Here is a 26,067-nt window from a genome sequence, read left to right as displayed (position 1 = left end):
AGCTGCCGCCTAGCTTGTGAAATTCCAAAGAAGCCCGTTGGCAGCCCGAGCTTCTTTATGTATATATAGGAACAAACGATACGTCCAGATTATTGCAGCGATTTCAGAAACCGCTCCACGCCCGGAAGCCCATCCTGCTCCAGCACATGAAGAAGCTGCGTCCCAATGATGGCAATGTCGCATTTCCCCTGCAGGAAAGCCACATCTGCGGCGCTCTGAATGCCAAAGCCGACAGCGATTGGCGTCTTCGCATAGCCGCTGACCCGCGACAGGAAGTGATCGGTTTCCCCGCCAAAGGATGTCTTCGATCCGGTAACACCCTTGCGCGCCGCGCAGTACAGGAAGCCTCCCGTCTGCTCCGACAGATAGCGCAGGCGGTCGGCCGATGTGTAAGGCGTTGCGATCAGAACAGGCTCCACGGCATGTTCGCGGCAGGCCTCCAGGAAGGATCCGCTTTCCTCCGGGCAGGCATCGGGCACGATCAGACCGCGAATGTCCATATCCGCACATTCCTGCACAAATGCCTGCGTGCCGTATTGAATCACGATATTATAGTAGGTCATGATCAGGAAGGAGATATCCGGGAAATCCGCCGCCACGCGCCGGGCAAAGTCCATGCACTGCCGGGTCGTCGTGCCGCTTGCCAGTGAGGCCTGATTGGCTTTGAGGAATACGGGACCGTCGGCGATCGGCTCCGAGAAGGGCAGCTGAAGCTCGACCAGATCAACGCCGCTCTCATGGAACAAACGGATCATTTCGTAATTGGCGTCAAAATCGGGATAGCCCAGAATTTGATGGGTCATCAGCTGGATTCCCTTGTCAGCGCGCCCCTGGATGATCCGTTCAGCAAGACTGGTCTTCAAGGCCGCTGCTTTTCCGCTTGATAAAAGCTTTCCATTCTTCATCCCGCAATCCCTCCGCTATGTTAAAGATGTCCTTGTCGCCTCGTCCGGACATATTGATGATGAAGATGTCGGATTTCGAGGTTTCGGCAATATCCCGGAATGCCCCGGCAAAAGCATGGGTCGACTCCAGTGCCGGAATCAGCCCCTCCGTCTTCATAACCAGCTGCAGCGCCTCCACCACTTCCGCATCGGTCGCAGCCGTGAAGCGCACGCGCCCTTTCTCGGATAAATCAGCCAGAATCGGCGAGACCCCGACATAATCAAGACCAGCGGCAATGCTGTACGTATCGTTCATTTGGCCGTCTCCATTTTGCAGAAACATTGTCTTATAGCCCTGCGCAATCCCGGATTTTCCTTCGCCGTAAGCAATCCGGGCAGCGTGTTGGCCCGATTCCTTGCCTTGGCCCCCGGCCTCCACACCGACAAGCTTCACTTCATCATGAGGGAAAAAAGCCTGAAATACCCCCAGCGCATTGGAGCCGCCGCCTACACATGCATACACACGGTCCGGCATCCGCCCCGCTGAGCGCAGGATTTGCTCCTTCGCCTCAATGCCGATGATCGATTGAAAGAAGGCCACAATAGCGGGAAACGGGTGGGCCCCCGATGCAGTGCCCAGTACATAATGGGTCGTCTCAAAGCTCGATACCCAATCCCGAAGCGTCTCATTAATGGCATCCTTCAAGGTCCGGGAGCCATAATCGACACCCACCACCTCGGCTCCCAGCCGCTTCATCCAGAAGACGTTGGCATACTGACGCTCCATATCCTCGCGCCCCATATAGATGGTTGCGGACAAGCCCAGCTTCGCCGCAACCGTTGCCGTCGCCACCCCGTGCTGTCCCGCTCCCGTCTCCGCAATGATGCGCGTCTTGCCCATGCGCTTGGCCAGCATGGCCTGACCGAGCGCATTGTTGAGCTTATGCGCCCCGGTATGATTAAGATCCTCCCGCTTGATATAGATCTTCGCCTTGCCAAAATGCGCGCTCAGCCTGTCCGCATAGGTAAGCGGCGTAGGCCGTCCGGCGTAATCGGCCAGAAGCGCGCAGTACTCCTGCCAGAAAGCCTCGTCATGCCGGATCTGTTCAAAATGCCGGTTGATCTCCGCGAAGGCCGGAACCAGTATTTCCGGGATGAACGATCCGCCATAGGAACCGTAATAGCCGTTCTCCGTGAACAGAGAATTGGCCGCTCCGGGTATAGAACCCGCTGCATGCTTCATTTGAATTTATTTCCCCTTCCTGCTTCCTGTGCTCAATGCTTGTGATGAAAATCCATAACGGCTCTTGCCGTCGCCGCGTCCGTCACCAGAATATCGATCCATTTGCCGCGCAGCACAGCTGTAATTGCTTCGACCTTGCTCATGCCCCCGGCAATCGCAATAACATTGGGGATGCCTCTCAGCTCGCCGGCAGACAATCCGATGAACCGGCCGCTCCCGGGATGCAACATCTCCTGTCCGTTTCCATCCAGAAAAGATCCGCACAGGTTCGCCGCCGCACCGCTATGCCGCAGCTCTGCCATGTCTTCCGCGCTGAAGCTGCCCGAGGTGACCATGGTTGCCTGCCGGCCCACTTCGCCGATGCTGACAACCGCGACACGGGAGCGCCGCGCAAGCTGGAGCACCTTGTCGATTTCCGGTTCCTGCCGCAGGAGCTGGCCCGTCGCTTCATTGGCTACAACAGCGGGAGCATGCATAATCCAGTATTTGGACTTCAGCTTCCCCGCAAAAGCCATCGTGTTGGAGCTGGCATGCCATGAAGCGCCTGCCGGACCCCAACCGCCGACGAGAGGCACAAACTGCAGTTCCTCCCGCGCAAAATAATCCATCTCCTCCGCAGCGCTTGCAACCGTTCTGCCTGCCATCACGCCGACGATATCGCCGTCCTTCAGCACCGACTCCATCAAGGCAGCGCTTGTGCGGCCAAGCTGCGCATACAGCTTATCCCCTTCAGCTTCCGCCGAATCGACAATAAGCGCATCATGGATACCGAAGGTTTCGATAAAAGCCCGCTCGAGCTCCTGCTCCGTTGAGAAGGGGTTGTTGATGGAGATGCGCACAATACCTTCATTCCTGGCAGCCGTCAGCATCCTGCTGACATGCGGACGCGAAATACCGAGCCGCTTGGCGATTTCCTGCTGGTTCAAGCCATCCTCATAATAAAGCTGACAGATCTTCACCAGCAGCCGAAAACGTTCATGATTGACTTCCGACATTTGCCTTCGATGCCTCCTGATTGAATGCTGTGTACATTTGTTCATATAATACACTTATGTACATGCAAGTATACCTCTGCATCCGCCGGTTGTAAACCCGGAACATTAAGCAAGAAAAAAACCTTGCCGTCCTCTCAGTGACCGTGTTGAGTTTTCTCGTCCCTCAAACCTGACAGGCATTATAGGGGCAGTAACGTTTGCATATTTTAAGGACAAAAAAACAGCCTCGAGAACCCTTTATCAGAAGAAAAGGGGTTCCTGAGGCTATCTTGGGGACGTTATGGCAGAAGAATGATTACGCAAACACCAACCATCCGAATTTGCCCGGCATATGAAAATTCACTTTGCCCGTCGGCTGCCATGCGCTGAACTCACGTACGCCATCCGGCTTGTCGTCAATCCGGTAAAAGTTCACTCGCCACTTCATTCCGGCCGCTATCGGCCGCTTGAAGTTCCGCATCGGAATATGGATATCATAGAGCGTCCATCCGCCCTCCTGGGTTCTCACACTGTTCACCAAGCCATCGAAATGCCATTCCGTGCGGGCCTCAATCTTGCCCTTCAGATCATTGGTGACATAGGCATCGAACACAATGTTATGCGGGCTGATTTCCAGCTCCAGGTATTCCTTGCCGTCCCCCTCCTCGTCGATAAACACTTCCACCACGTCCTGCTCATATAACGGCTCATCATGCTGCGTGAAGTCGGAAACCACATAATCATCCTGACTTGTGAAGCGTATGTACAGTCCCTCAGCGTTCCAGTGCATCTGCACATAAGTAAGCGCCTGGGGAACCCCGCCCGATACGACATCCGACAGCGCAACCCGCTCTATCTTCTCCCAAACCTCCCCGGATTCTCCGAGCTCCTGACAGCTGTACGAATTTTGCGTTTCCATTATTCATGCCCCTCTCCATGGTTGATTTCCAATTCAGTTGATCCCATCATGCCAGATCCCGCGACTGGCTGTAAATGATAAATTTCTCCTCGTGTGCCCCTTGAGTCGGATAGGGTCCCCGACTTAAGCCCAGCATGAAAAACCGCCGCAGGACTGTTTTAGACATACCGGCGGGGAGCTACAATAAAGCTATCGAAAGAAGAGAATCTTAAATCACCCTTAAAATAAGAAAGGAGTTTGTCACACATGAACAAACTTTATCTCTCCAGAACAGATCGGAAGCTTGCCGGATTATGCGGGGGCCTTGGCCAATACTTGCGCATTGACCCCACGATTCTCAGAGTCATCCTGGTTGCGGCGGCATGCTTCAGCGTCGGCACCATCTTCCTGATCTACCTGCTCGCTAGCTTTATCATTCCAAAAGAGCCCGAGAATCCGATCATGAACATGAACCACTTTCATTACAATCCATACAACTAAGCAGAGGCAATCGGCAAGAACACCAGTTTTCAAAACCAAACATGATAAGGGAGTGTATGAACAATGGGAGTTTTAAACAGACTATTTGATATGACAAAAGCAGCAGCGAATGAGCTGATGGATAAGCTGGAAGAGCCGGGCATGATGCTGAATCATTACGTACGCAATATGCAAAGTGAAATCGACGGCCTGCAGGCAGAGCTTCACAAGCAGGAGGCTGCGGTCCGCGTGCATGGACAGCAGGCGGAAGAGGCAGGCCGGATTGCGGACATGTATGATGCGAAAGCGCTTGAAGCGATGACGAACGGTTATGAGACGGCAGCCCGCGAAGCGCTTTCGGCAAAGCTGCATTATACGGAGAAGTCACATGAGGCCGCAGCATGGCAGGAAAATGCGAAGGTCCGGATTGCCGAGCTGAAGCCGCGGCTGGAAGATGCCAAGGCTGAGCTGAAAGTCATGCAGAAGAAACGCGACGATCTGGTTGCCCGCATGCAGCAAACACAGGCCAAATCCCAAACATCCACGCCAAGCTTCAGCTATGGCTTCGAGGAAGGCACCGCCGCACGCGGCTTTCAGCGGATGGAAGACAAAATCAATCAATGGGAAGCCTATTCCCAGGTGAAAAAAACGCCTTACGGCTATGCCGCAGCAGCAGGCGCAGCAGGTTCATATCCTTCGGATTCCGAGGAGCAGTCGACGAAGGATTCACTCATCAATGAGCAGCTGGAGCAGCTTCGCAAGAGAACGCAGGCTTGACGAATCGTCCTCTTAAAAAACGCCTAAGACCCCGTGGCGTGCATACTCCGCTATAATTGCAGTTATAGCGATCATATAGAAGCGGTAAGGAAATAGCCTCCCCCGGAGAAGCACAGCAGTCATCGTGCCTGTCCGAAGGGAGGCTTCGTGCATATTAAGCATGCATAAAGTGTAGCAACATCCCATCACAGCATGTAAAATAGAAGAACCAGCGTAAGCGGTTAATCAATCTATCATCTTGCGGGTACCAAAACACGCGAACGGGGGAACTGTTGTCTTATGATCGGGGAGGTCGAGTATGACATGAATATCATCTATAAACGAAGCTTCATCTCGGTTTACAGCAGCATGATGTACCGAATGAACACCACCATCATTGAAACACATGATCTGGTGCTGCTCGTTGACCCTGGCTATCTGCCCTCCGAAATTCAGGCGCTGCGCCATCATATTGATGAAATCAGGGATTCCCGGCCGCTTTACCTGCTTTTCACCCACTCCGACTTTGACCACATCGCCGGATATGGAGCCTTCACGGATGCCATTACGATCGCCGGACAAGCCTTTGCCGAGCAAACCGATCAGGAACAGGCGATCCGGGATGTCCAGCTTTATGACGATGAAGCTTATTTGGACCGGCCTTATGAACTGCTTTACCCTCCTGTTGATTATGTCATCCGCGAAGAAGGTCAAACTCTGCATATCGGCAATACCCAATTAACCTTCTACATCGCACACGGTCATAATCCGGACGGCATCCTGACCGTTGTTGAACCGCTGGGACTTCTTATCGCCGGAGACTATGCCTCCGACATCGAGTTCCCTTTTGTCTATTACAGCTTCCCCGAGTACCGCGAGACCTTGAACACCATGCAGCGGCTGGTTGCAGGCGGATCGGTCCGCATCATGATCCCGGGTCACGGCTCCGTGACGGAGAAGCAGGCTGAGATGGAGCGGCGCGTGAAAGCTTCCCTCGCCTACCTGGATCTGGCTGAAGCAGAGGCGGTTTCCGGCAACCGGCAGCCTTTTGAACGGTTTGTGGAACGGCAGGGCTACCGCTATTCCTTAAGTTTAACCCGCCGGCATGAGAACAACATCAAGCTGCTGCGCGAGTGACCGGCGGCAGGCTGCCCCGTTCAGCCGCTTGTTTAAACGCGACAAAACATGAAGAAGCTTGCTCGCCGTCCTTTTGACGTCGCAGCAAGTTTCTTTTCTTGGAATATAAGCGAAGTAAAAGGAATCTTCTACTTCCTTAGACTCTAAAAAGAAACGGCTGTTCCCGTCTTTTAACGGAGCAGCCGTTTCTTCCCCCGGAAATTGTAGCAAAGTAGCATGAAACTCTTATTTGAGCTCCATGCACCGGGCTTTTGGTCCCTTTATGACGGCTCGAAGCCTTCCTCTTGCAAATACTGCTCCGCTTCATCGTAGGTTTCAAAAACCATTTCAAGATTCAGTCCGGCATAGATATACCACAGATCGTCCTCCAGCCTCAGATCCAGAGTTTGATCATCCGGCCCCTGCCAGCTGCCCGCCTGCCCGCTTTCTTGACTTGCCGCAGCCTGCTTCCTTCGGCTTTTGGGCTGGGGCGCCTGCGGCACTTTCATGGACAGCGAATGGATCGACTCGTCTATCAGGGAGCGCAGCTCCTCCGCCGAGCTATCGCGGATATTCGCGAAGCCCCGCTCATCGGTCTCATAACCTCTTAGCAGTCCCGCATAAACAAACCCGTTGCCGCCCGGATGCAGATGATAAACAACGATCTTCTTGTCATGGACGCTTTCTTCAAAGTGGAAATTCACACGTCCCAGCGAGACGTTTTTTCGCTCCAGCTGGGGAAAGGATTCAATTATCGCAAGCTTTTCTTCAAAACTGAGCATTCCATTACAGCCTCCAGGATCACGGTTCAATTTTGCTAGTAAGTATAACACAGAGCCGCGTTCCTACGAAAGCATGCATGGCGCTCCCGCTGCCTGGGCTGCAGTTCCTATTCCGTCATCCTCCCCCAGGCAGCCTCCGCATTTTCTCGCACCGCGCGCGGTGTGGCATTGCAATGCATGACGGCTGTCCGACCGCTTCACCGGAATGGCCCACGGATGCAGACTCTTCATACACGGTGGCAATAATGGCGCAGCTTGCCGTTTATCCCGGCTGACAGCGTCCGGTGGACACTCAGCTCCACGCGTCCTTGACGCTGGCAGGCATGTGCGGTCACCCGCGGACGCTTCCTGGAACCAGCAGCACCTTGGACACATGGCCTGGCTGGTTCAAGAGGGTTTCGTACCACTTGGCCCCTTCGCCAAGAGGCGCTTCGACAACGCCGTCCGCAAGACCCATCCGTCCCTCATGCACCCAGCTCAGGGCTGTGCGAAAATTAAGCTGCGAATAAGCAAAAGACCCTGTCAGCGAAATTTCGCTGCGGATCGCCACATTCACCGGCAGCATCGATTCCTCCTCATGCAGGCCTGTAAACACAACCCGCCCGCCCGATGCGCATGCGAGCAGGCACTGCCTGCGCGTCAGTCCCGCTCCTACCGCATCAATGGCTGTATCGACGCCTGCTCCGCCTGTAAGATGCTTGACCTCTTCCAGCGTATCGGTCTGCGACGGGCAGATCAGGTGCGCTGCCCCAAGCTTGCGCGCAATCGCCAAACGCTCCTCGTTCATATCAACGGCGATAATCTCTCTGGCGCCGTATTGGAGCACGGCTTGCAGGGTAAGCAGGCCGATCGGTCCCATGCCCAGAATCAGCACCGTCGATGCCGGCTTCGCATCGGCCAGCTCTGCGGCCCTGACCGCGCATGCGGCGGGCTCGACCATAGCCGCCTGCTGAAGGCTCATTCCGCCAGGCAGCGCATGGAGGAAAGCAGCCGGAATCTTCACATATTCCGCATTGCTCCCCGGAAGCGCGGCGGACAACAGCTTGCGCGACACACACAGCTGCTGCCTGCCGCTCAGGCATTTCCCGCACTGTCCGCAGGTGACTAGCGGGTTCGCCGTTACACGCTGGCCCACAGCCCAATGACCGGATGCCTCGACCCGGCTGCCCAGCGAGGCGATGGTGCCGGAAAATTCATGGCCGAATATGACGGGAGGCTTGCGGAGCGAATTTTTGCCCAGATACCCGCTTAGCTCCGAACCGCAAATACCCGAAAAGGCAACCCGGATCACGACCTCATCGTCACCGGCCACGGGCTCTTCCGTTTCTCTCACATTCATCAATCGGGGACCTTCATAGATAAGTGCTTGCATTCGATTAACTCCTTCCTTCGAGAAATCCGCATCAACATCCCGTTCAATATTTAAAATACGGGCGGATATGCCCGATAAACAACAGGGTTACAAGCTCATTTTCGTATTCGCCGGTCAAAACGTGACAGACAACCCGCCGTCTACCGGCAGGACCGCACCGCATATGTACGAGGCGTCCTCCGACGCAAGAAAAGCTATGACTCCGGCGGCTTCCTCCGGCTGCCCGGAACGTCTTTGGATGATTTTGCCGCGCGCGGCATACATGGATTGGAACCATTCCGTCTCATGCTCCTTAACCCCATCCACGACCGACATCGGCGTGTCAATGAAACCAAGCGCGACACCATTCACGCGGATGCCCTCGTCCATCAGCTCAAGCGCCGTGCTGCGGGTTAATTGGTCCATCGCGCCCTTGGCGGCATTGTAGTGCGACGATTCCTCAAGCGCACGGGCGCCATTGATGGAAGAGACATTGATGATGCGGCCCTGAATACGGTTGGCTATCATCAGCTGGGCCGCTGCCTGTGTGCAGAAATAGGTGCCGTCCACGATAATGTCGAACACCTTGCGCCAGGCGGCCCGGTCCGCGCCAAGAAAACGGATCGGCTGAAACGCCGCTGCATTGTTCACCAGGATATCCAGCCTGCCGCAGGTTCGCTCCACATGGGCAAAGATGCCGCTCACCGACAGCTCATCCGAGACATCTCCGGCGGTATATTCCACTGCGAACCCCTGCTCCGTCAAAGTCCGGGCGGCCGCTTCGCCCAGATCGGCGCGCCTGCCTGTAATAACAACCTTTGCCCCTTCGGAAGCAAACCGGCTGGCCGTGGCGTAACCGACTCCAGTCGCTCCTCCCGTTACGAGCACAACCTGGCCTTCAAATCTGCACATATTCGCCATCGCCCTTGTCGCCTCCCTTACTTCACACGGTATTTCTCGACAACCGCTTCATCCACCGTAACGCCAAGCCCCGGAAGCTTCGGCACCTGCACATATCCGTCTTTGAAGACAATCGGCTCCGCAACCAGCTCCCTCGAAAGCGGAGAGGTGGACACCGTATGCTCAATCATGAGGCCATTGGGTATCGAAGCTGCAAAATGCGTGCTTGCCGCGACCAGAATTCCTGTCTTGAATGCATGCGGAACGACTTTCTTGTGACGCTCATGCGCCATATAGGCAATGCGTTTGCCTTCCGTCAGACCGCCGCAGCGTCCAAGGTCCGGCTGAACGATATCCAGATGCCCGTCCTCTATCAGCCGGCGGAAGGCGGCAACGCCGCTCTCCTGCTCGCCGCCGGCAATATGCAAATGAGTGCGGTCCGACAGCGCCCGGTAGCCCGCGATATCCTCGGGGTGAAGCGGCTCCTCCAGCCAATACACGCCGTATTTCTCATAGATTTCGGCCATCTTCAACGCACCCTTCAAATCCCAGGCAAGCCCCGCGTCGATCATGATATCAATATCATCGCCTACAGCTTCGCGGATGGAGCGGATCTGCCGCTCGTCGAATTTGGCATCGCGGCCGATCGGCCCCCAGCCGAATTTCATCGCCCGGTAGCCTTGAGAGACAAACTGGCCGGCGAGCTTGACAGCTTCCCCGACCGTGTCCGGCATCAGCGAGCTGGCATAGGCTTTGAGCTGTGAGCGGTACGTGCCGCCAAGCATCTCGGAGACCGGGCGGCCCGCGTGCTTGCCCATGATATCCCATAGCGCCATATCAATGCCGCTCATCGCATGTATAGCCGGTCCGCTGCGGCCAAAATAAATCGTTCCCCGGTACATTTTATCCCAGAGCCGGTCGATTTCCAGCGGGTTCTCCCCGATGAGCAGTGATTTCAAGCCCGTTGCAATCGAATGAGAAGGCGGAGCGTCAATTGCCGCTTTCGCCACGAGTGGAACAGAGTCAACCTCGCCCAGTCCCGTTATACCCTCATCCGTATGGATACGGATCATTAATGTATCCTGTGTGCCGTCGCATTTGCTTGCGTCCAGATCAGGAATTCTCAAATAGATGGATTCAACCTCTGTAATTTTCATGGATGCTCACCGCGCTTCCTTATTTGGGATGGATGACTGGCTGTAAATATCAAGAGATAAATGATTGGTTACGGGTTAACTATTAATGCCCTTACCTCTTTGGCGGATTAATCTTATGACCCTGACCAGACGTTAATCTGCTTGCGTAGAACACTAATAGCCATTGTTATTATATTAAGTCCTCTATTTAAATATTGTCAACAATATTTAGTTAACTACTTTTTTAGCGTTGTTGACAATTTTCAACCTCGTGATTTTTTCCCGGTTTCGAAGTATACTACATGTTATCCGATCATTTTGTTGAAAATAAGAAGGGAATTTACTGACATGGCTGAATTCACGTTCAAACAGCAAGCCAATACCTCATTGCGGGAAAAAGTGACCAACGACCTGCGGGAAGCGATCCTGAACGGGCATCTTCAGCCCGGCGCGCGAATCAAGGAGATGGATATTGCCGAGCAGATGGGCGTCAGCCGCGGTCCTATCCGTGAAGCGATCCGGCAGCTTGAGCGGGAAGGGCTGCTGATTTCTTTTCCTTATAAAGAAACCGTCGTCGCCGATCTGGATGCCGAAGAGGTTCAAAATATTTTGATTCCCATCCGGTTCCATATTGAATCGTTCGTCGTTCGGCGCTATCTGGATAAAATGGACGATGCCTTCTTTGCGAAACTGGAGGAGATCATTGGCGAAATGCGCGACGCTGCGGAACAAGGCAAGAATTCCCGGCTCGTGGATTTGGATCTGCTTTTCCACCAGACCATTCTGGACATGGCGACAGAACGTACCGTAATGCTGACCTGGCAGAGCATCGTCAATCAGATCCGCCTGCATTTTTCGAAGAATCTTCCTTTTTATGAATTGAGTCATATCGAAAGTGATCACCAAGCCCTTCTGGATGCTTTCAGAACCAAAGATCCCGAGCGAATCCAGCAGGCGGTCCTCAAGCATCTGGAGGGCGACGAAAACTTGCTTTGTTTTACGAAGTGAAATTGACCAAGATCGGCTGATTATGTAGTCTTCTGCCGCAGTGAAGTAAGGAACTTGCGGCAGTCTGCTGCTGCTTGCGGCATACCTTGCCGGCACACCGGTGCTTGCTCATAGTTGGCGTAGCTGTGCATTTGAGGAGGTCTGTTCTTTCTATGCCCTCCTGCTGCCTCCAAGCAGGTTTACCGGCTTAGAGACACAATTTCCCTCGTCAATCCGCTGCAAGCCGGTTTTTCCTCTTTACAGCATATGCCGGCTAGCCCACTATGCCCTTCTGCTGTCTCCAAGCAGGTTTTTCCGGCTTAGAGACATCAATTTCCCTCATTGAACCGCTGTAAGCCGGATTTTCCTCATTGGAGCAATGAATGCCGGATTTTCCTCATTGGAGCAATGAATGCTGGATTTCTCTCAGGAGAGTTAACTCATGAATTTATGCAAATCAATATCAACCTTGAATATAGACCATCTATGATGCGAAAAATCAAAAAAGAACCTCCAACCCATCTATACGATGAAGCTGGAGGCTCTTGGTGCTGCCCTTGAAGCGAAAAATAGGGAGCATTCGCAGTTTCCCGGGTCGGAACGCCGCTTTCACTAGCTTTATAGCCTGCATCGAACAGCAGCCATGCATGAACCGGTTACCCCTTGTTCCCGCCCGGCGTCATGTTCTCGTACAGGAAATCAACCAAATGGACGGCCTGCATTTCCTTGTCCAATCCACTTTTGCTGATACCCAGCTTCATCTGCAGGAGGCAGCCGGGATTGCTCGTGATCATGTAGCCGGCGCTTGTATTCTTCGCATGCTCCATTTTATGGTCCAGAATTTGATTGGCCATATCCGGCTGCGTCAAATTGTAAATGCCCGCCGAGCCGCAGCAGCGGTCCGACTCCACCATTTCCACAAACTGCGCGCCATCCACGCTGCGGATCAGCTTGCGCGGGGCGTCGGAGGATTTCATGACATTGCGCATGTGGCAGGAGTCCTGATAGGTGATGCGGGCAGACTCATCCTCTTTCAGCTCGAACTTCGGCAATCGGCCGTGCTCGACAATGAGGCGCGCGACATCCACCGAGTGCGATGCGAACCAGGCCGCATCCTCCTTCCACTGCGGGTCATGATGCAGCAGATGGTCGTACTCGCAGAGCAGCGCCCCGCAGCCTCCGGCGTTGGACACAATCCACTCCACGCCCGCCTCGCGGAATACGCGGATATTGGTCATCGCCAGCCTCTGCGCGCCGTCAGCCTCGCCGCTGTGGGCATGGAGCGCCCCGCAGCAGGTCTGCTCGTCGGGAATGACAACCTCGAATCCCGCCTCCGTCAGAAGCCGTACTGTGTTCACATTCGTCTTGGTGAACATGACGTCCATGATGCAGCCCCGGAAGAGTCCGACGGTTGCGATCCGCTCGCCCTTGGCCGGGTGGCGGACGCCAATTTCCTTGACGACTCCGGCGCTTGAGGCTTCAGGCAATATGTTCTCCATATTCTTCATATGGTCGGGGAACATGTTCATCACTCCGGTGCTGCGCGTCAGCTTCTGCAGGCCTGACTTCTGATAGACCTTCAGTGCGCCGCCAAGCAGCCGCATCCGGCGGGGATGCGGGAACAAGCCTTCGAATGCCAGCTTGCGCGCCGACTTGACCCACCAGCGGTGACGGACCGTATGGTCCTCCACGGCATCGCGTGTCTGCTCGATCAGCTGCCCGTATTTTACGCCGGCCGGACAAGCCGGCTCGCAGGCGCGGCAGCCCAGACAGTGATCCATTTGGGTTTCAAAAGCATAATCGGGCTCCATGACGCCGTCCACTACGGCCTTCATCAGAGCAATCCGGCCGCGCGGCGATTCCGCTTCAAGCCCCGTCTCCCTGAAAGTGGGACAGGCAGGAAGACAGAAGCCGCAGCGCATGCAATTCATCAATTCATCGTAATCCAGCTTCTTCTGCAGGGATTCTACAAGGGAAACTGTCATTCCCGGTTCCGACAGCTGCTTAGCCATGCTCGATCACCACCCGTTTACGCGCCGCTTTGGCGAACATTTTGCCCGGATTCAACAGTCCATCCGGATCGAAAACCTGCTTGATGCCGCTCATGACGGTCATCCCCACGGAACCGACCTTCCACTCCAGGAACGGCGCCTTGACCAGTCCTACACCATGCTCCCCGGTTATGGTGCCGCCGAGGCGGATCGCCGCTTCGAAGATATCCTCGAAGGCCGCTTCCACGCGGTGGATCTCATCCTGATCGCGCGCGTCCGTCGTCGCCGTAGGGTGCAAATTGCCGTCGCCTGCGTGGCCAAATGTGCAGATCTGAACCTTATGCTTCTCGGCAATCCTGTTAATTTCCAGCACCATATCGGCGATCCTGGAACGCGGCACAGTAGCGTCCTCCAGAATGGTCGTCGGGCGAAGACGGGCAAGGGCGGTGAAGGCGCTCCTTCTGGCTGTCAGCAGCTTCAGCGCATGCTCCTCATTCGCTGCGATTTCCGTCCGGTCCGCATTCTCGGCGCGGCAAATCTCGGATATCCGCTGAATATCCCGCTCGACGGTCTCTTCGTCGCCATCCTGCTCGATCAGCAGAATCGCCTCCATATCCAGCGGCAGACCCAGCTTGGCGAAATCGTCCACCACGCGGATCGTCGGGCGGTCAAGAATCTCCAGGGTCGCCGGTATGATCCGGTTCTCGATGATGCTGGACACGGTCCGCGCCGCGCCGTATATATCCTTGAACATCGCCAGCATTGTTTTCTTGTACTTGGGAGGCGGAATCAGCTTGAGCGTCGCCTCCGTAATGACGGCGAGCGTGCCTTCAGAGCCGACGAGCAGCTTCGTCAGATCATAGCCCGCCACATCCTTCATCAGCTTGCCGCCGGTGCGGATGATTTCGCCGCTCGGCAGAACCGCTTCCAGCCCCAGCACATAATCCTTGGTGGTGCCGTATTTCAGACCGCGGAGTCCCCCGGAATTCTCGGCTATATTGCCGCCGATAGTAGAGATTGCCATACTGCTTGGGTCCGGCGGATAAAACAGCCCCAGCCCCTCGATATGCGTGCTGAACTGCTTCGTATTCAGTCCCGGCTGCACAGTCGCCGTGAGATTCTGCAGGTCAACCTCCAGAATCTTGTTCATCCGGTGCATGACCATCACAACCCCGCCATTCACCGGCACGGTGCCGCCGCACAGATTAGTGCCCGAGCCGCGGCTGATCACCGGAATACGGTGGTGGCTCAGCACCTTGAGCGTCTCCGAAACATGCTCGGTGCTGGCCGGATAAATCACGCCATCCGGAAGCGATTGCAGCATCGGGGTGCCATCGTACGAATGGGTGACGAGCGCTTCCTTGTCGTCCCTTACCCACTGGTCGCCCATGATGGCCTGCAGCTCCTTCTTGACTGCTTCAGCTAGCATTTAACCACAACCTCCCAAAAATCATTTAACAGCATTAAAATAATTGATCAGGTCATCTGATGACTTTATTACTCGAAAGTATACCATACCGGATCAAAAACGGGTACAATAATTTGTAAGCACAGGTTTCGGAGGACTCGTGTGTCCCTCTTCAGGAGAATTGAACGACACTTGAAGGGTCAAAGCGCGGATCACGCCTGCTTATTATTTAAGAAGCAACGGGAAGGACTACATACAGGTGACAAATACAAGACCGCTGAAAAGCAGCGAATGGGTCATGAATGATCTGAAAGCGCAAATCGCCGCCGGAGAGTGGAAGCAAGGCGACAAGCTGCCTTCCGTTGTGGAGCTTGCTGCGTTGTTTGGCGTCGGCCGCTCTACCATCCGTGAGGCGCTCAGCGCGCTGAAGGCTGTGGGCATGCTGGATATCCGCCAAGGCGGCGGCACCTATATCAGGGCCGAGGCTCCTGAGCCGGCACCGCCTCCGGATAACGCTGCCGAATGGATGTCCCGCGCGGAATCTTTGCGCCATATCCTTGAGGTGCGCAAGGTGCTGGAATCCGGCTGCGCCGCACTCGCCGCCAAGCACCGCTCGGAGGACCATCTGCAGCTTTTGCGGGAAACGCTTGAGGACATGAGAGAGCACTTGTCCGATGAACAGGCCGGCGAGCAGGCCGATGTCCGGTTTCATCTCCAAATTGCCGAGGCTGCGCAAAATCCGGTCCTGACCGACCTCGTCCGCTCCTTATCGGAGAAGCTGCATGACAGCATGAAGGATACGCGCGCTTTATGGTTTTATGCCGAGCTTCGCTCTGCGGAGCGGCTGCTTACCGAGCATACCGGCATCTATGAAGCGATTGCCAACCAGGATGAGCGCCTCGCCGCGCAGCTGATGGAATCTCATATCGCCAAGGTGGAACGGGTGCTGTATGAGAAGACCAATCGGTCCTGAGTATACCAAGGCCAAGATTGCTGCCGCTTTTTTTGGGGTAAGTTATTACCATCACATACAGACAAGGTGGCGAACCCCATGAACAAGAAGAAACCGGAGCATGAAATTACCAATCCTGACTATTATAATGCAACCTCCAATACAGAGGCAGGCATCAACACGCCGAGGGATCGCGAGGACATCGCAGTTACCGATATGATAAGCGATGCCGTCGGGGAAATCGTCGATAACATTCAGCACAGCTTTGAGGGAAAGCCCCGGGTGGAGAAAGACGAGCGGGACCGGCAGGAATAAACAGAGGCAGCCACTCCGCATTCCACAGAAGAAGCGGCGACCTTTGGGGACGCCGCCAGATTTCTTCCCTCCAAAAATATAAGCAGCGTATAGCGGATGCCTCGCCTGTTCTTATATTTTAACAAGGAGCAGCGGCCGTCCTCCGGCGGCACCCCATGCAGCAACGGTCGTATAGAGTAAATGCTTCTCGAACACAAACAGCTCCAACCTCGACGGTTGAAGCTGTTTGTTTTATTTTCAGACCAATATTGCCCAATCTCTTGATTTCACCGCTCACCCGCTTCTTAAAGCGGATTGACGCGGACTGCCGCCTGCTTGCCGCTGACCTGAATACCTGTATCCTTCTTGCCGGAGGCAGCCAGATCCTTCAGCATCCGCTCGAGCAGCTCCTTGGCCTTGGGGCCTTCCTTCCCTTTCAGGCGGATAACCAGCTGCACAGCGTTCCCCGACGAGAGCAGCTTTTCGCTCTGGCGCAGCTTGGTATCGTAATCATGGTCCTCGATGGCCGCCGTCAGACGGATCTCCTTCAGCTTCGCCGGCTGATCTTTTCTGGTGGACTCACGCTTGTCCGCAGCGGCTGCCTGCTTGGCCAATCCCCGGCTCATCAGCTTGCAGGGCGGCGGACTGCTCATCAGTGAGGTGCATACCAGATCCACCTTCAGCTTCCTGGCCATGGCCAGCGCTTCGCTCGTCGGCACAACTCCCAGATCCTCGCCCTTTAAGCCGGTGAGCTGAACCTCAGCCGCTTTGATTTTCTCATTCACAATCATGTACCCGGTCGCTCCTTCTCCATTTCAGCATCCTTATGACTATTATAGAATGGATCGGAAGCGGCCCGCAAATGATTACGGCGGTCTTGAATACACTCAGCTCCCCTTCCCCATTGGGGTTAAATCCGCATCCAGCGCGAATTCATCCTTGCCCGGATGGTCCACCGGATCGTAGAAATTATAATCATCCAGATAAGGCGAGTATGTTTTGACGTAGATTTTATTGGTTTTCACGCTGAACTGGAGCAGCCGGATATAGCCGAGTCCCCCTTTCAGGGCATTCTGGTAATCCGCCAATATCTGATATACCTTCCGGTCAGGCACGCCATCCCCGTTATCGTCAATGGCATTAATCAGCTGTTTCGCAGCGTGATAGTGACCGGATAATACGGCAAATACATTCTTGTTCGGCTTTACAACCCGCTCATACACTTCATCCGCAAGCGGTGATCGGCTTCCGGAGATCTGCAGATATTCATGAAGATTGAGTATGGCCTTGCGTCCCGGATACCGCTTGATTACGTCATCCATCCAGACGATCTCCGGCTCCCCGATCCCCCACCCCATGTAAACCAGAATAAAATCGACGCCGCCTGCAGAAACCAGATCATAATGGCCGCGGTTATTCTGGTAGGAGCCGCTGAAGGCAGGCTGCTTCTTGAACCGGCGTTCGCCAAAATATCTCTGGTACTGCCGGTAATCGCCCTTGCGCTGCGACACATCATGATTACCGGCCAGTATGCCGTACGGAATGCCTGATTTCTCCAGGACTCTCATGTTCTTGTCGGCTTCGGCCCATTGTTTCTTTTTGCCGGCATCGTCGACGATGTCGCCGGTATGAATCACATATTTGATCTTCATGTCCTGCCGGTGACTCACGATCCAGTTGACGATACCTTTGTAGATGTATGGATAGCTCTCGGAATAATACTGGGTGTCGGACATCCATACAAAAGAGAAATCGTAAGGCTTCTGTTCCACGGCTTCCCGTGACATTGAAGAAGAATTTCGGGCATAAAAGTGAAAATGGGATGGCCAGCCGACACTATGGCCCGCAAGTCCTCCGCCTGCCTCCGCATAGACGGCGTGCGTCAAAAGCCCGGCCAGCATACAGCAGATCAATAATGCCGAAAACCGTCTCTGTGCTGTTATTAACCGCATAAACGATAAACCCTCCTTAGTAAAGGGGTATATGGTTTAGCTTTATCCATCCTCCCGGAAACTATTACTGTCCAGCTGTCCTATTCTTCCGGAGCGTATTGTTCTGCGGGCACAAAAATACCGTCCGGCAGCTACCGGACGGCAATCACATATGGCAGTCATTTTATAAACGACGGCTCCAGGAAACCAGGAGATTATATCGTCGCTTTGCGCAGGAGCAGATAGGACACAGCCGCGAATATAACGATGAAAGGAAGCATCCACAGGATATAGTCGACAGCGGTCTGGTTCCCCATCCACTCAAAGATGGCAGGATACCAGTTCAGATAATTGGCCAGAAATCCCAGCACGGTACCCGCCACCAGCACGATGCCTGAAACGATAAACATGCCGTTTTTCCCGGTACGCTTGTGTACCGCAGCGATCACGATCCCCAGATAGTGCATGAACAACAAGATGACAAGCGGCACCGTTAATTGATTAATGAGCGGACCATCGGTGATATACGGCAGATGGAAGAAATTCAGATCGCTCCCCCAGTCGTCCGTCCATCCTTCCACAAGACCAAGAAGAAACAGCATAATAGCGGATCCGATGCTAGACAGAAGGATCATGGCCGAGGTTCCCAGAAAGTAATCCGTTCGGCTTACACTCATGCCAAGCGCGAACGGAAATGTCTGTGCCAGCGTAATAATACCGGCTACAAACATATAAATGTAAATGGAGGCAAGCCCACCGGTCTTGAGAGGTTCTTCAATAAAAATACTGATACCCAGATTGACTACGAAGCTGGAAAGCATGACCAGCCAAGGGACGATAAACCACGACCATTTATCCCTGCTGTGCATTTTCACAACGCTTGCGACTCGGTTCATCAGACTTCGACCGCCTTTCTTTGCGTTTTGCCATTCGTCAGATAGATAATCAGCTGCTGGAGAGATACGGGAGCAAGCTCAAGTCCCAATGCTTGTGCCTGCCTGCGTTCCCCGGAATCCCAATGGCCCATTACGGTTGCTGTGACCAGATTGCCGAAAGGCTCCCGATGGATGACTTCCTTGCCGGCCGTGAAGGATTCAACAGCAGCTTTCGGCCCGGCCAAGGTGAACGCCCGGCCGCGCAGCGCCTCGGCATCCTCATCAATAATCAGGTTCCCGTTATCGATCACCATCACATGCTCCAGAATGCGGCTTACTTCATCGATGAGATGCGTGGACAGAATGACCGTCCGGGGATGCAGCGAATAATCTTCAAGCAGCCGGTCGTAAAACAGGCTGCGGGCCACCGCATCCAGGCCCAGGTAAGGCTCATCGAATATCGTGAGCGGCGCACGGCTTGCAAGACCGACAATAATGCCGACGGAGGAGAGCATCCCTCTGGAAAGCTTCTTCATTCTCCGTTTCAGCGGAAGCCGAAACTCCTCAGCAAGTGAAAGCGCATAGTTGTGATCCCAGTTGGGAAAGAAGGACGCAGATATATTCAGCACATCGATAATACGGTAAACATCGGGATATTTCTGGCTTTCCTTGATAAAACAAATTTGGCTGAGGACGCGGTTATTCTCGTAAGGATCTTCCCCGAATACTTTAAGCTCCCCGCTTGTGGCGAACAGCTGGGCGGTGATCATATGCATGATCGTCGTCTTCCCGGCCCCGTTCCTGCCCAGGAGTCCGTAGATTTTCTCTTCGTCCATGGAGAAGCTGACATTATTGACTGCCTTCATATCTCCATAAGCCTTCACCAACCGGTTCAACTCGACTACTTTACCCATCATGCATTGTCCCCTTTCCGGATCATGTCCGTTAACTGTTCGGCCGTGATGCCAAGCTTCTTCGCTTCCCGGACCATCGTGACCACAAACTCTTCGAAAAATTGTTCCTTCCGCTTCTCAATCACTTTCCCACGAGCGCCCTCTGCCACAAACATGCCAATCCCCCGCTTCTTATACAAAATCCCATCGTCAACAAGCATATTCACACCTTTCGCCGCTGTTGCCGGATTTATCTGGTAAAAGGCGGCAAACTGGTTCGTCGAAAGAACCTGCGATTCCTCGGGCAGTACGCCCTCAATAATGTCATCTTCAATCCGTTCTGCGATCTGAACAAATATCGGCCGGCTGTCATCAATCAAAAATGCCATTTCTTTATCACCACCAAACTGGTTAACTACTCATGTAACTAACTATATAACTGAAAGATGTTGCTGTCAACAGATTTTCAAAAAATAGGCTTATTCCGGTCTTTCACACGGGTGCTATAAAATAATCTCCCCTGCCAGGCATGGCTTCACAGCGGATACAGGGCATAAAAAGAGAGGACAGCGATTAGCTCGCCATCCTCTGCAAGTAAAGAATATCAGGATTTTCTCCTCAACTTATGATTGGACATATGACAACAAAAAAAGACGGGAAGATATCATGTTCAGATATCTTCCCGTCTTTTCCTCACGCGTCGAGGCATCTCCGCTTGCCGATCTTGACCGGACTGCGCCATGCGCGCTTCTCCGATGCATTTGTTATTTTCCGTTCAGCCGCGGATTGTCTCCATATTGGCCAATTCATAAATCGCCCGGGCATAAATGGCTGTCGCCCGCAGCAAATCCTCAATCTCCATATACTCGTCCGGCTGATGCGCCATGTAGGCTCTTCCGGGAAACAGCGGGCCGAAGGCGACGCCGTTCGGAATCTGGGAGCCGTAGGTTCCGCCCCCGGTGGATAGCAGCTCCGGCTCCAGACCGGAAGCTTCCTGATATACCCGCTGCAAAATCGGGATCATGGGATGATCAGCTGGTACCGCATGCGGTTTCTTCAGAATTGGCTGATCGACAATAAACCCGTAGCGGCCTGCCTTTTCCGCGATTTGCCGAAGAATCCAGGCATCTTCCCCGCAAGCGGGATACCGCAGGTTCAAATGGAAGAAGGATTCGCCCTCCGGATCAAATGTCAGAATGCCCGTATTAATCGTCAGAGATCCCGTGATTGCATCCTGCATCTCCACTCCGAATTTACGCCCGAAGCTGTCGCGGTACATCGAATCGTCCATACAGGCGACGAACGACTCCGCATCCGGCTGATAATGGTATCCCCGCAGAAAATGCAGCAGCTCAAGGCCCGCATTGACGCCCTTCTGGGGCTCCATGCCGTGAGCGGATTTCCCGGCCATCGAGAAAACCATCTCCCCGCCGCCGCTTTCAGTTCTGCCGGTCAGCCCCTCATTGGAGCAGTAAACCTCATAAGCTGCCGCCATCGCTGCCAATTCTTGTCTCTGCCCCCCCACGGTGGCTTGGGCAGCTTCTGGCACCATATTGGCGATGCCGCCCGCATCGAAACGTACCAGCTCGAACAACCCTGCCTCCGGCTCTGAATGCTCACCGGCACCCGGCGTTCGTTCCGATCTCTGCAAAATCAGCCTGGTGTTGATCTGCCCCTTCTCCGCATTGACGATCGGGAATTCGGCGTCCGGCGTAAATCCGCACAGCGGCGGCGGTTCCAGCTCCCGATAACGCTGCATGCAGGAGCTGGCATGCTCCTCGTCGGTTCCGAAAATCAGACGGACATTATGCTTCAGCGGCAATCCCAGGCGCTTTACAATGACAAGCGCGTAGAAAGCGGCCATCGCCGGCCCCTTATCATCAATTGCGCCTCTGGCGAAAATCCGGCCGTCCCGGATGGACGGCTCGAAGGGAGGAGTTGTCCATGCACCCGTCGCCGGAACAACATCAAGATGGCTCAGCACGGCAATATAATCCTTAGCTCCGGGAGCGGAAGGCCCGTACTCCGCATAACCGGCGTAACCTTCCAGATTGCGGGTGTGGAATCCTTCCCTCGCGGATAAATCCAGCATAAACTGCAGCGCCTCGGAGATCCCTTTCCCCATGGGCTGTCCCACAGCGCTCGAACCCGGATCCTTCACGCTTTCGTAGCGCAATAAAGCAGCAAGATCGGCCAGCAGCCGATCTTTGCTCCGCATCACTTCATCCATCCAATCGATGCCGGAATTATTGTCCATCGCTTGCCTCCTGCTTCAGGCGGTTCTGTGCCGTCTCTCCATCTCCATACAAATGGCAGGCTACCCAATGGTTTGGACGCGCCTCCCGCCACTGCGGCACCGTCTTCGCGCACTCTTCCGTAGCGAACGGACATCTCGTGCGGAACCGGCACCCGCTCGGCGGATCGATGGGGCTTGGCAAATCACCCTGCAGCAGAACCCGTTCTTCACGGCTTCGTTCCAGATGAGGGTCGGGCACGGGAATCGCGGACAATAGCGCCCGTGTATAAGGATGCAGCGGCTCTTCGAATATTTCATCGCTGTCCGCCAGCTCCACCATATTGCCCAGATACATAACGCCGATGCGATCGCTGATATGCTTGACCATCGACAGGTCATGCGCGATGAACAAATAAGTCAGACCCAGCTCGCGCTGCAGCTTGCGCAGCAGGTTAACAACCTGCGCCTGGATGGACACATCCAGCGCCGAGATGGGCTCATCAGCTATAATAAACTCCGGATCTACCGCAAGCGCGCGGGCAATGCCGATCCGCTGCCGCTGTCCGCCCGAGAACTCGTGCGGGAAGCGTTTGGCATGATCCTTGTTCAGTCCGACCAGCTCCAGAAGCTCGATAACCCTATTATGACGCTCCGTGCGGTTCTTCGCCAATCCGTGCGCATCCATGCCTTCGGCGATCAGATCCTCTACCGACATCCTCGGATTCAGGGATGCATAGGGATCCTGGAAAATCATCTGGACGCTGCGGCTCAGCTTCTTCAATTCAGCCTTCGATTTCTTGCCGTGGACCGGCTCCCCCGCGAACTTGACGGAGCCTCCCGTCGCTTCATACAGGCGGATCAGCGTCCGTCCAAGCGTGGACTTCCCGCAGCCTGATTCTCCGACCAGTCCTAGGGTCTCCCCCTTGTATATGTCAAAAGTGACGTCTTCAACCGCCTTCAGCGTTTGACCGCCGCCCACGTGAAAATATTTTTTCAAATGATCCACTTCAACCAGAACTTCTTTATCCTTCGGCATTATTGCTCACCTCCTGCACTTGCCGGACGGGCAACCTTCGGCGCGCGCGGGTCCTGCAGCCAGCATGCCGCCCGGTGCGTGGGGGAATGCTCCGTCTGCTCCGGCATATGGGCAAAGCAAACCTCCATCGCATGTGCGCAGCGCGCGGCGAACGGGCATCCCACAGGCGGATGCATCATATCCGGAGGCGTACCCGGGATAGATATCAGCTCGTCCGATTTTTCATGAAGCTTTGGCATGGATGCCAGAAGCCCCCATGTATAAGGATGACGGGACTCGTAGAACACTTCGTCTACCGTTCCGGTCTCGACAATCTTTCCCCCATACATAATCGCGACCCGATCCGCCATATTCGCGACGACACCCAGATCATGCGTAATCAGAATGATCGAAGTTCCTGTTTCCCTCTGCAGCCTGCGCATCAAATCCAGAATCTGAGCCTGAATCGTAACGTCAAGCGCCGTGGTCGGCTCATCTGCGATCAGCACCTTCGGATCGCAGGCAAGCGCCATGGCGATCACGACGCGCTGTCTCATCCCGCCGGATAGTTGATGCGGGTACTGCTTCATCCGCTTATCCGGATTCGGAATTCCGACCAGGGCAAGCAGCTCCATGACTCTTTGGACCGCATCGCTCTTGCCGAGCTTCCGGTGCTTCTGAATCACTTCCAGGATCTGTTTGCCGATGGTTAGCGTCGGATTGAGCGAAGTCATCGGGTCCTGGAAGATCATCGAGATCTCCGAACCGCGGATCTCCTGCATTTGTCTCTCCGGCAGGGAAGCCAAATCCTTGTCTTCGAACCGGATTTCCCCCTGCTTGATGCGGGCGGAGCGGGCCAGCAGCCCCATGATGCTTTTCGAGGTCACCGATTTGCCCGAGCCGGACTCTCCGACAATTGCCAGCGTTTCACCCTTCTCCAGAGAGAAGTCGACTCCCCTGACGGCATGAACTTCACCGATATAGGTATAGAAGCTGACTTCCAAATCCTTAACCTGCAGCAATGCACCCATGGTATTCCTCCTCTCCGCCTTTATTTTCTCATTCTTGGATCAAGCGCATCGCGCAGGCCGTCTCCCAGAATATTAAATGTTACCATCAACGCCACAATAACAACGACAGGCATCATCAGCAAGTAATAGTGCGAGTTAATCATTTGGAAGCCGTCTTGAATGAGGACGCCAAGCGATGCTTTCGGCGCCTGAAGCCCAAGTCCAATGAAGCTCAGGAACGCCTCCGTGAAGATCGCGGTCGGGATGGTGAACATCGTATTGATGACGACGATCCCGATCGTGTTGGGGATCATGTGCTTGAACACGATCCGCGTCCCCGATGTGCCGAGCGTTCTTGCAGCCAGCACGAATTCCTGCGACTTCAGCTTCAGCACCTGCGCGCGCACCAGACGGGCCATGTTCACCCAGCCTGTAATGGACATCGCAATCATAATGGTAAATATATCCGCTTTCATGATCATGAGCAGCAAAATGATGATGATGAGGCTTGGGACGCCAATAAGAATTTCAACGATACGCTGCATGACGTTGTCTACTTTGCCGCCGGCAATAGCGGAGATGGCGCCGTAGGCCACACCTACGATCAAATCCAGCGCGGCTGCGAGTACGGCGATAAGCAGCGATATCCGGGTTCCGTACCAGACTCTCGCCCATTGGTCGCGGCCGAATTTATCCGTGCCGAACCAGTGTTCGGCATTGGGCTTCTGGAAGGCAACGGAGTAGTCCGTCGCAAAATAGCTGTAAGAGGTCAACCATGGTCCAATAATCGCCAGAATGACCAGTATGGCAAGAATGAACAGGCTGATCATGGCTGCTTTGTTCTGCTTCAGGCGTATCCAGCTGTCCTGGAAGGCCGATAACGGCGGGCGGGAAATCTTCTCCTGATCCTCCGCCTTCGCCTTGGCGGGAACAAACAAGCTGTCTATATTGTGCTGCAAGCTTCACTCACTCCTTTCCTCCCGCAAGACGGATGCGCGGATCGATCAGACTGTAGAGCACGTCTACAATCAGCATGACAAGTACATAAAAGGCGCTATAAAAAATGGTAATCCCCATAATCGTCGAATAGTCGTTCATCTTGATGGAATCGACGAACAAGCTGCCGATGCCGGGAATTCCGAAGATGTTCTCAATGACAAGAGAGCCGGTCAATAAACCGACGACGATCGGTCCCAGAACGGTAATAACGGGAATAAGCGAATTGCGCATCGCGTGGCGGAACAGCACCGTCATCCGGCCAAGCCCTTTGGCCCGGGCTGTCGTAATATAATCCTGCTGCAGCACCTCGATCATCTCCGTCCGGACGAACCGGGCAATGACCGCGATGACCCCGACGGACAGGGCGAGCGAAGGAAGCACGGAGCTTGAATAGCTTTCCCAGAAGGCGACGGGAAACAGCCCCCATTTGAGGCCTGCATAATATTGAAGCAGCGCAGCGAGCACGAAGTTGGGAATCGATACCCCAAGCACAGCGACAACGGTCGTGAAGTAATCCCATATCGTATTATGGCGATAGGCTGCAATCATCCCAAGTATCAGACCCAGCGCAAGCCCCAGTACAATCGCCTGCAGTCCAATTAACGCGGACGGGCCGATGCGGTTGAAGATAATGTCTTTGACCGGCTGCCCCGTATAGAAGAAAGAGGTGCCCAGATCGCCTTTGGCGACATTGCCCACATATTTCACATACTGCACCATGACCGGATCATTCAGGCCATACCGCTCATAAATGATCTCACGCTGCTCGACAGGAAGCTTGGCCAGCTTTTCCTCATCGAACGGCGTTCCCGGCAGCTGCTTCATGAGGAAGAAGGTAGCCGTCAGAATGATAAATAAAGTCAGAATCAAATAAATAATCCTGACAACGAGATACCGCTTCATTTGTTCACCCCTTTGCACCGAATAATGGGGAAGGAGAGAATCTCCTCCCCTTC

General features: G+C 54.4%; 26 protein-coding genes. 6 read left to right on the top strand and 20 right to left on the bottom strand.

What is annotated here, in order from left to right; all coding sequences use genetic code 11:
* Positions 1-89: 89 nt before the first annotated feature.
* The 4 genes from trpA to AC0YOB_RS16520 all read right to left on the bottom strand — a co-directional run bounded on the left by trpA (position 90) and on the right by AC0YOB_RS16520 (position 4,020).
* Positions 90-905, bottom strand: a complete 816-nt coding sequence (gene trpA, locus AC0YOB_RS16535) for a tryptophan synthase subunit alpha (RefSeq protein ID WP_475793712.1) — start codon at positions 903-905, stop codon at positions 90-92.
* Positions 844-2,127 carry a tryptophan synthase subunit beta gene (gene trpB / locus AC0YOB_RS16530; protein WP_475793711.1) on the bottom strand — a complete coding sequence of 428 codons (1,284 nt, stop codon included), beginning with the start codon at positions 2,125-2,127 and terminating at the stop codon, positions 844-846. The genes trpA and trpB overlap by 62 nt, the downstream gene beginning before the upstream one ends.
* Before the next feature lie 32 nt (positions 2,128-2,159).
* The gene (locus tag AC0YOB_RS16525) at positions 2,160-3,122 is read right to left on the bottom strand and encodes a sugar-binding transcriptional regulator (protein ID WP_475793710.1); all 963 of its coding nucleotides are present in this window, start codon (positions 3,120-3,122) and stop codon (positions 2,160-2,162) included.
* Between the two features lie 295 nt (positions 3,123-3,417).
* Positions 3,418-4,020, bottom strand: coding sequence for a carbohydrate-binding family 9-like protein (locus AC0YOB_RS16520; RefSeq protein WP_475793709.1), 603 nt, complete (start codon positions 4,018-4,020; stop codon positions 3,418-3,420).
* Positions 4,021-4,266: 246 nt separating this feature from the next.
* On the opposite strand from AC0YOB_RS16520, the gene AC0YOB_RS16515 reads away from it, so the two are divergent.
* The 3 genes from AC0YOB_RS16515 to AC0YOB_RS16505 all read left to right on the top strand — a co-directional run bounded on the left by AC0YOB_RS16515 (position 4,267) and on the right by AC0YOB_RS16505 (position 6,372).
* Positions 4,267-4,500: a PspC domain-containing protein gene (locus AC0YOB_RS16515; protein ID WP_210043595.1), complete on the top strand. Its 234-nt coding sequence runs from the start codon at positions 4,267-4,269 to the stop codon at positions 4,498-4,500.
* A 63-nt stretch (positions 4,501-4,563) separates the two neighbouring features.
* The gene (locus AC0YOB_RS16510) at positions 4,564-5,256 is read left to right on the top strand and encodes a PspA/IM30 family protein (RefSeq protein WP_475793708.1); all 693 of its coding nucleotides are present in this window, start codon (positions 4,564-4,566) and stop codon (positions 5,254-5,256) included.
* 303 nt (positions 5,257-5,559) lie between these two features.
* Positions 5,560-6,372 (top strand): MBL fold metallo-hydrolase, encoded by an 813-nt coding sequence (locus AC0YOB_RS16505; RefSeq protein WP_475793707.1) that lies wholly within the window; start codon positions 5,560-5,562, stop codon positions 6,370-6,372.
* Positions 6,373-6,632: 260 nt separating this feature from the next.
* Here AC0YOB_RS16505 and AC0YOB_RS16500 read toward each other — a convergent pair whose 3' ends face one another.
* The 4 genes from AC0YOB_RS16500 to AC0YOB_RS16485 all read right to left on the bottom strand — a co-directional run bounded on the left by AC0YOB_RS16500 (position 6,633) and on the right by AC0YOB_RS16485 (position 10,541).
* A complete protein-coding gene (locus tag AC0YOB_RS16500) occupies positions 6,633-7,133 on the bottom strand; it encodes a hypothetical protein (protein ID WP_475793706.1) in 501 nt (166 codons plus the stop codon).
* 331 nt (positions 7,134-7,464) lie between these two features.
* The gene (locus tag AC0YOB_RS16495) at positions 7,465-8,505 is read right to left on the bottom strand and encodes a zinc-dependent alcohol dehydrogenase (protein ID WP_475793705.1); all 1,041 of its coding nucleotides are present in this window, start codon (positions 8,503-8,505) and stop codon (positions 7,465-7,467) included.
* Positions 8,506-8,619: 114 nt separating this feature from the next.
* Positions 8,620-9,405 (bottom strand): SDR family NAD(P)-dependent oxidoreductase, encoded by a 786-nt coding sequence (locus AC0YOB_RS16490; protein WP_475793704.1) that lies wholly within the window; start codon positions 9,403-9,405, stop codon positions 8,620-8,622.
* Between the two features lie 17 nt (positions 9,406-9,422).
* The gene (locus tag AC0YOB_RS16485; RefSeq protein ID WP_475793703.1) at positions 9,423-10,541 is read right to left on the bottom strand and encodes a mandelate racemase/muconate lactonizing enzyme family protein; all 1,119 of its coding nucleotides are present in this window, start codon (positions 10,539-10,541) and stop codon (positions 9,423-9,425) included.
* A gap of 327 nt (positions 10,542-10,868) precedes the next feature.
* Between AC0YOB_RS16485 and AC0YOB_RS16480 the strand changes: the two genes are divergently transcribed.
* Entirely contained in the window at positions 10,869-11,528 is a 660-nt protein-coding gene (locus tag AC0YOB_RS16480) for a GntR family transcriptional regulator (protein WP_475793702.1), read from the top strand.
* 635 nt (positions 11,529-12,163) lie between these two features.
* Here AC0YOB_RS16480 and AC0YOB_RS16475 read toward each other — a convergent pair.
* Together AC0YOB_RS16475 and AC0YOB_RS16470 are read right to left on the bottom strand one after the other, a co-directional pair.
* Positions 12,164-13,519, bottom strand: coding sequence for a (Fe-S)-binding protein (locus tag AC0YOB_RS16475; protein WP_475793701.1), 1,356 nt, complete (start codon positions 13,517-13,519; stop codon positions 12,164-12,166).
* On the bottom strand, positions 13,512-14,927 hold the full coding sequence (locus AC0YOB_RS16470; RefSeq protein ID WP_475793700.1) for an FAD-linked oxidase C-terminal domain-containing protein: 1,416 nt from the start codon (positions 14,925-14,927) through the stop codon (positions 13,512-13,514). Before AC0YOB_RS16470 ends, AC0YOB_RS16475 begins: the two co-directional genes overlap by 8 nt.
* A 238-nt stretch (positions 14,928-15,165) precedes the next feature.
* Between AC0YOB_RS16470 and AC0YOB_RS16465 the strand changes: the two genes are divergently transcribed.
* Entirely contained in the window at positions 15,166-15,879 is a 714-nt protein-coding gene (locus AC0YOB_RS16465; protein WP_475793699.1) for a FadR/GntR family transcriptional regulator, read from the top strand.
* A gap of 78 nt (positions 15,880-15,957) precedes the next feature.
* On the top strand, positions 15,958-16,173 hold the full coding sequence (locus tag AC0YOB_RS16460; RefSeq protein ID WP_475793698.1) for a hypothetical protein: 216 nt from the start codon (positions 15,958-15,960) through the stop codon (positions 16,171-16,173).
* A gap of 284 nt (positions 16,174-16,457) precedes the next feature.
* On the opposite strand, the gene infC is transcribed toward AC0YOB_RS16460, so the two are convergent.
* From infC to AC0YOB_RS16410, 10 genes are all read right to left on the bottom strand, one after another.
* Positions 16,458-16,943, bottom strand: a complete 486-nt coding sequence (gene infC, locus AC0YOB_RS16455; protein ID WP_475787525.1) for a translation initiation factor IF-3 — start codon at positions 16,941-16,943, stop codon at positions 16,458-16,460.
* Positions 16,944-17,039: 96 nt separating this feature from the next.
* Positions 17,040-18,104, bottom strand: a complete 1,065-nt coding sequence (locus AC0YOB_RS16450) for a metallophosphoesterase (protein ID WP_475793697.1) — start codon at positions 18,102-18,104, stop codon at positions 17,040-17,042.
* Positions 18,105-18,298: 194 nt separating this feature from the next.
* Entirely contained in the window at positions 18,299-18,979 is a 681-nt protein-coding gene (locus AC0YOB_RS16445; protein WP_475793696.1) for a hypothetical protein, read from the bottom strand.
* Positions 18,979-19,872, bottom strand: coding sequence for an ABC transporter ATP-binding protein (locus AC0YOB_RS16440; protein ID WP_475771278.1), 894 nt, complete (start codon positions 19,870-19,872; stop codon positions 18,979-18,981). The genes AC0YOB_RS16445 and AC0YOB_RS16440 overlap by 1 nt, the downstream gene beginning before the upstream one ends.
* The gene (locus AC0YOB_RS16435) at positions 19,872-20,240 is read right to left on the bottom strand and encodes a GntR family transcriptional regulator (protein ID WP_475793695.1); all 369 of its coding nucleotides are present in this window, start codon (positions 20,238-20,240) and stop codon (positions 19,872-19,874) included. The genes AC0YOB_RS16440 and AC0YOB_RS16435 overlap by 1 nt, the downstream gene beginning before the upstream one ends.
* A gap of 386 nt (positions 20,241-20,626) precedes the next feature.
* Entirely contained in the window at positions 20,627-22,108 is a 1,482-nt protein-coding gene (pepV, locus tag AC0YOB_RS16430) for a dipeptidase PepV (RefSeq protein ID WP_475793694.1), read from the bottom strand.
* Positions 22,098-23,123, bottom strand: coding sequence for an ABC transporter ATP-binding protein (locus AC0YOB_RS16425; protein WP_475793693.1), 1,026 nt, complete (start codon positions 23,121-23,123; stop codon positions 22,098-22,100). Before AC0YOB_RS16425 ends, pepV begins: the two co-directional genes overlap by 11 nt.
* Positions 23,123-24,133, bottom strand: a complete 1,011-nt coding sequence (locus AC0YOB_RS16420; protein WP_210044955.1) for an ABC transporter ATP-binding protein — start codon at positions 24,131-24,133, stop codon at positions 23,123-23,125. The genes AC0YOB_RS16425 and AC0YOB_RS16420 overlap by 1 nt, the downstream gene beginning before the upstream one ends.
* A 20-nt stretch (positions 24,134-24,153) precedes the next feature.
* Positions 24,154-25,071 (bottom strand): ABC transporter permease, encoded by a 918-nt coding sequence (locus AC0YOB_RS16415; protein ID WP_210044956.1) that lies wholly within the window; start codon positions 25,069-25,071, stop codon positions 24,154-24,156.
* Between the two features lie 7 nt (positions 25,072-25,078).
* Positions 25,079-26,014 (bottom strand): ABC transporter permease, encoded by a 936-nt coding sequence (locus AC0YOB_RS16410; protein WP_475793692.1) that lies wholly within the window; start codon positions 26,012-26,014, stop codon positions 25,079-25,081.
* Positions 26,015-26,067: the final 53 nt, after the last annotated feature.

It is taken from the genome of Paenibacillus sp. JT31N17 (assembly GCF_056269255.1).
Note: the sequence above shows the minus strand (reverse complement) of the source record. Positions and strands in the feature narration are given on the sequence as shown.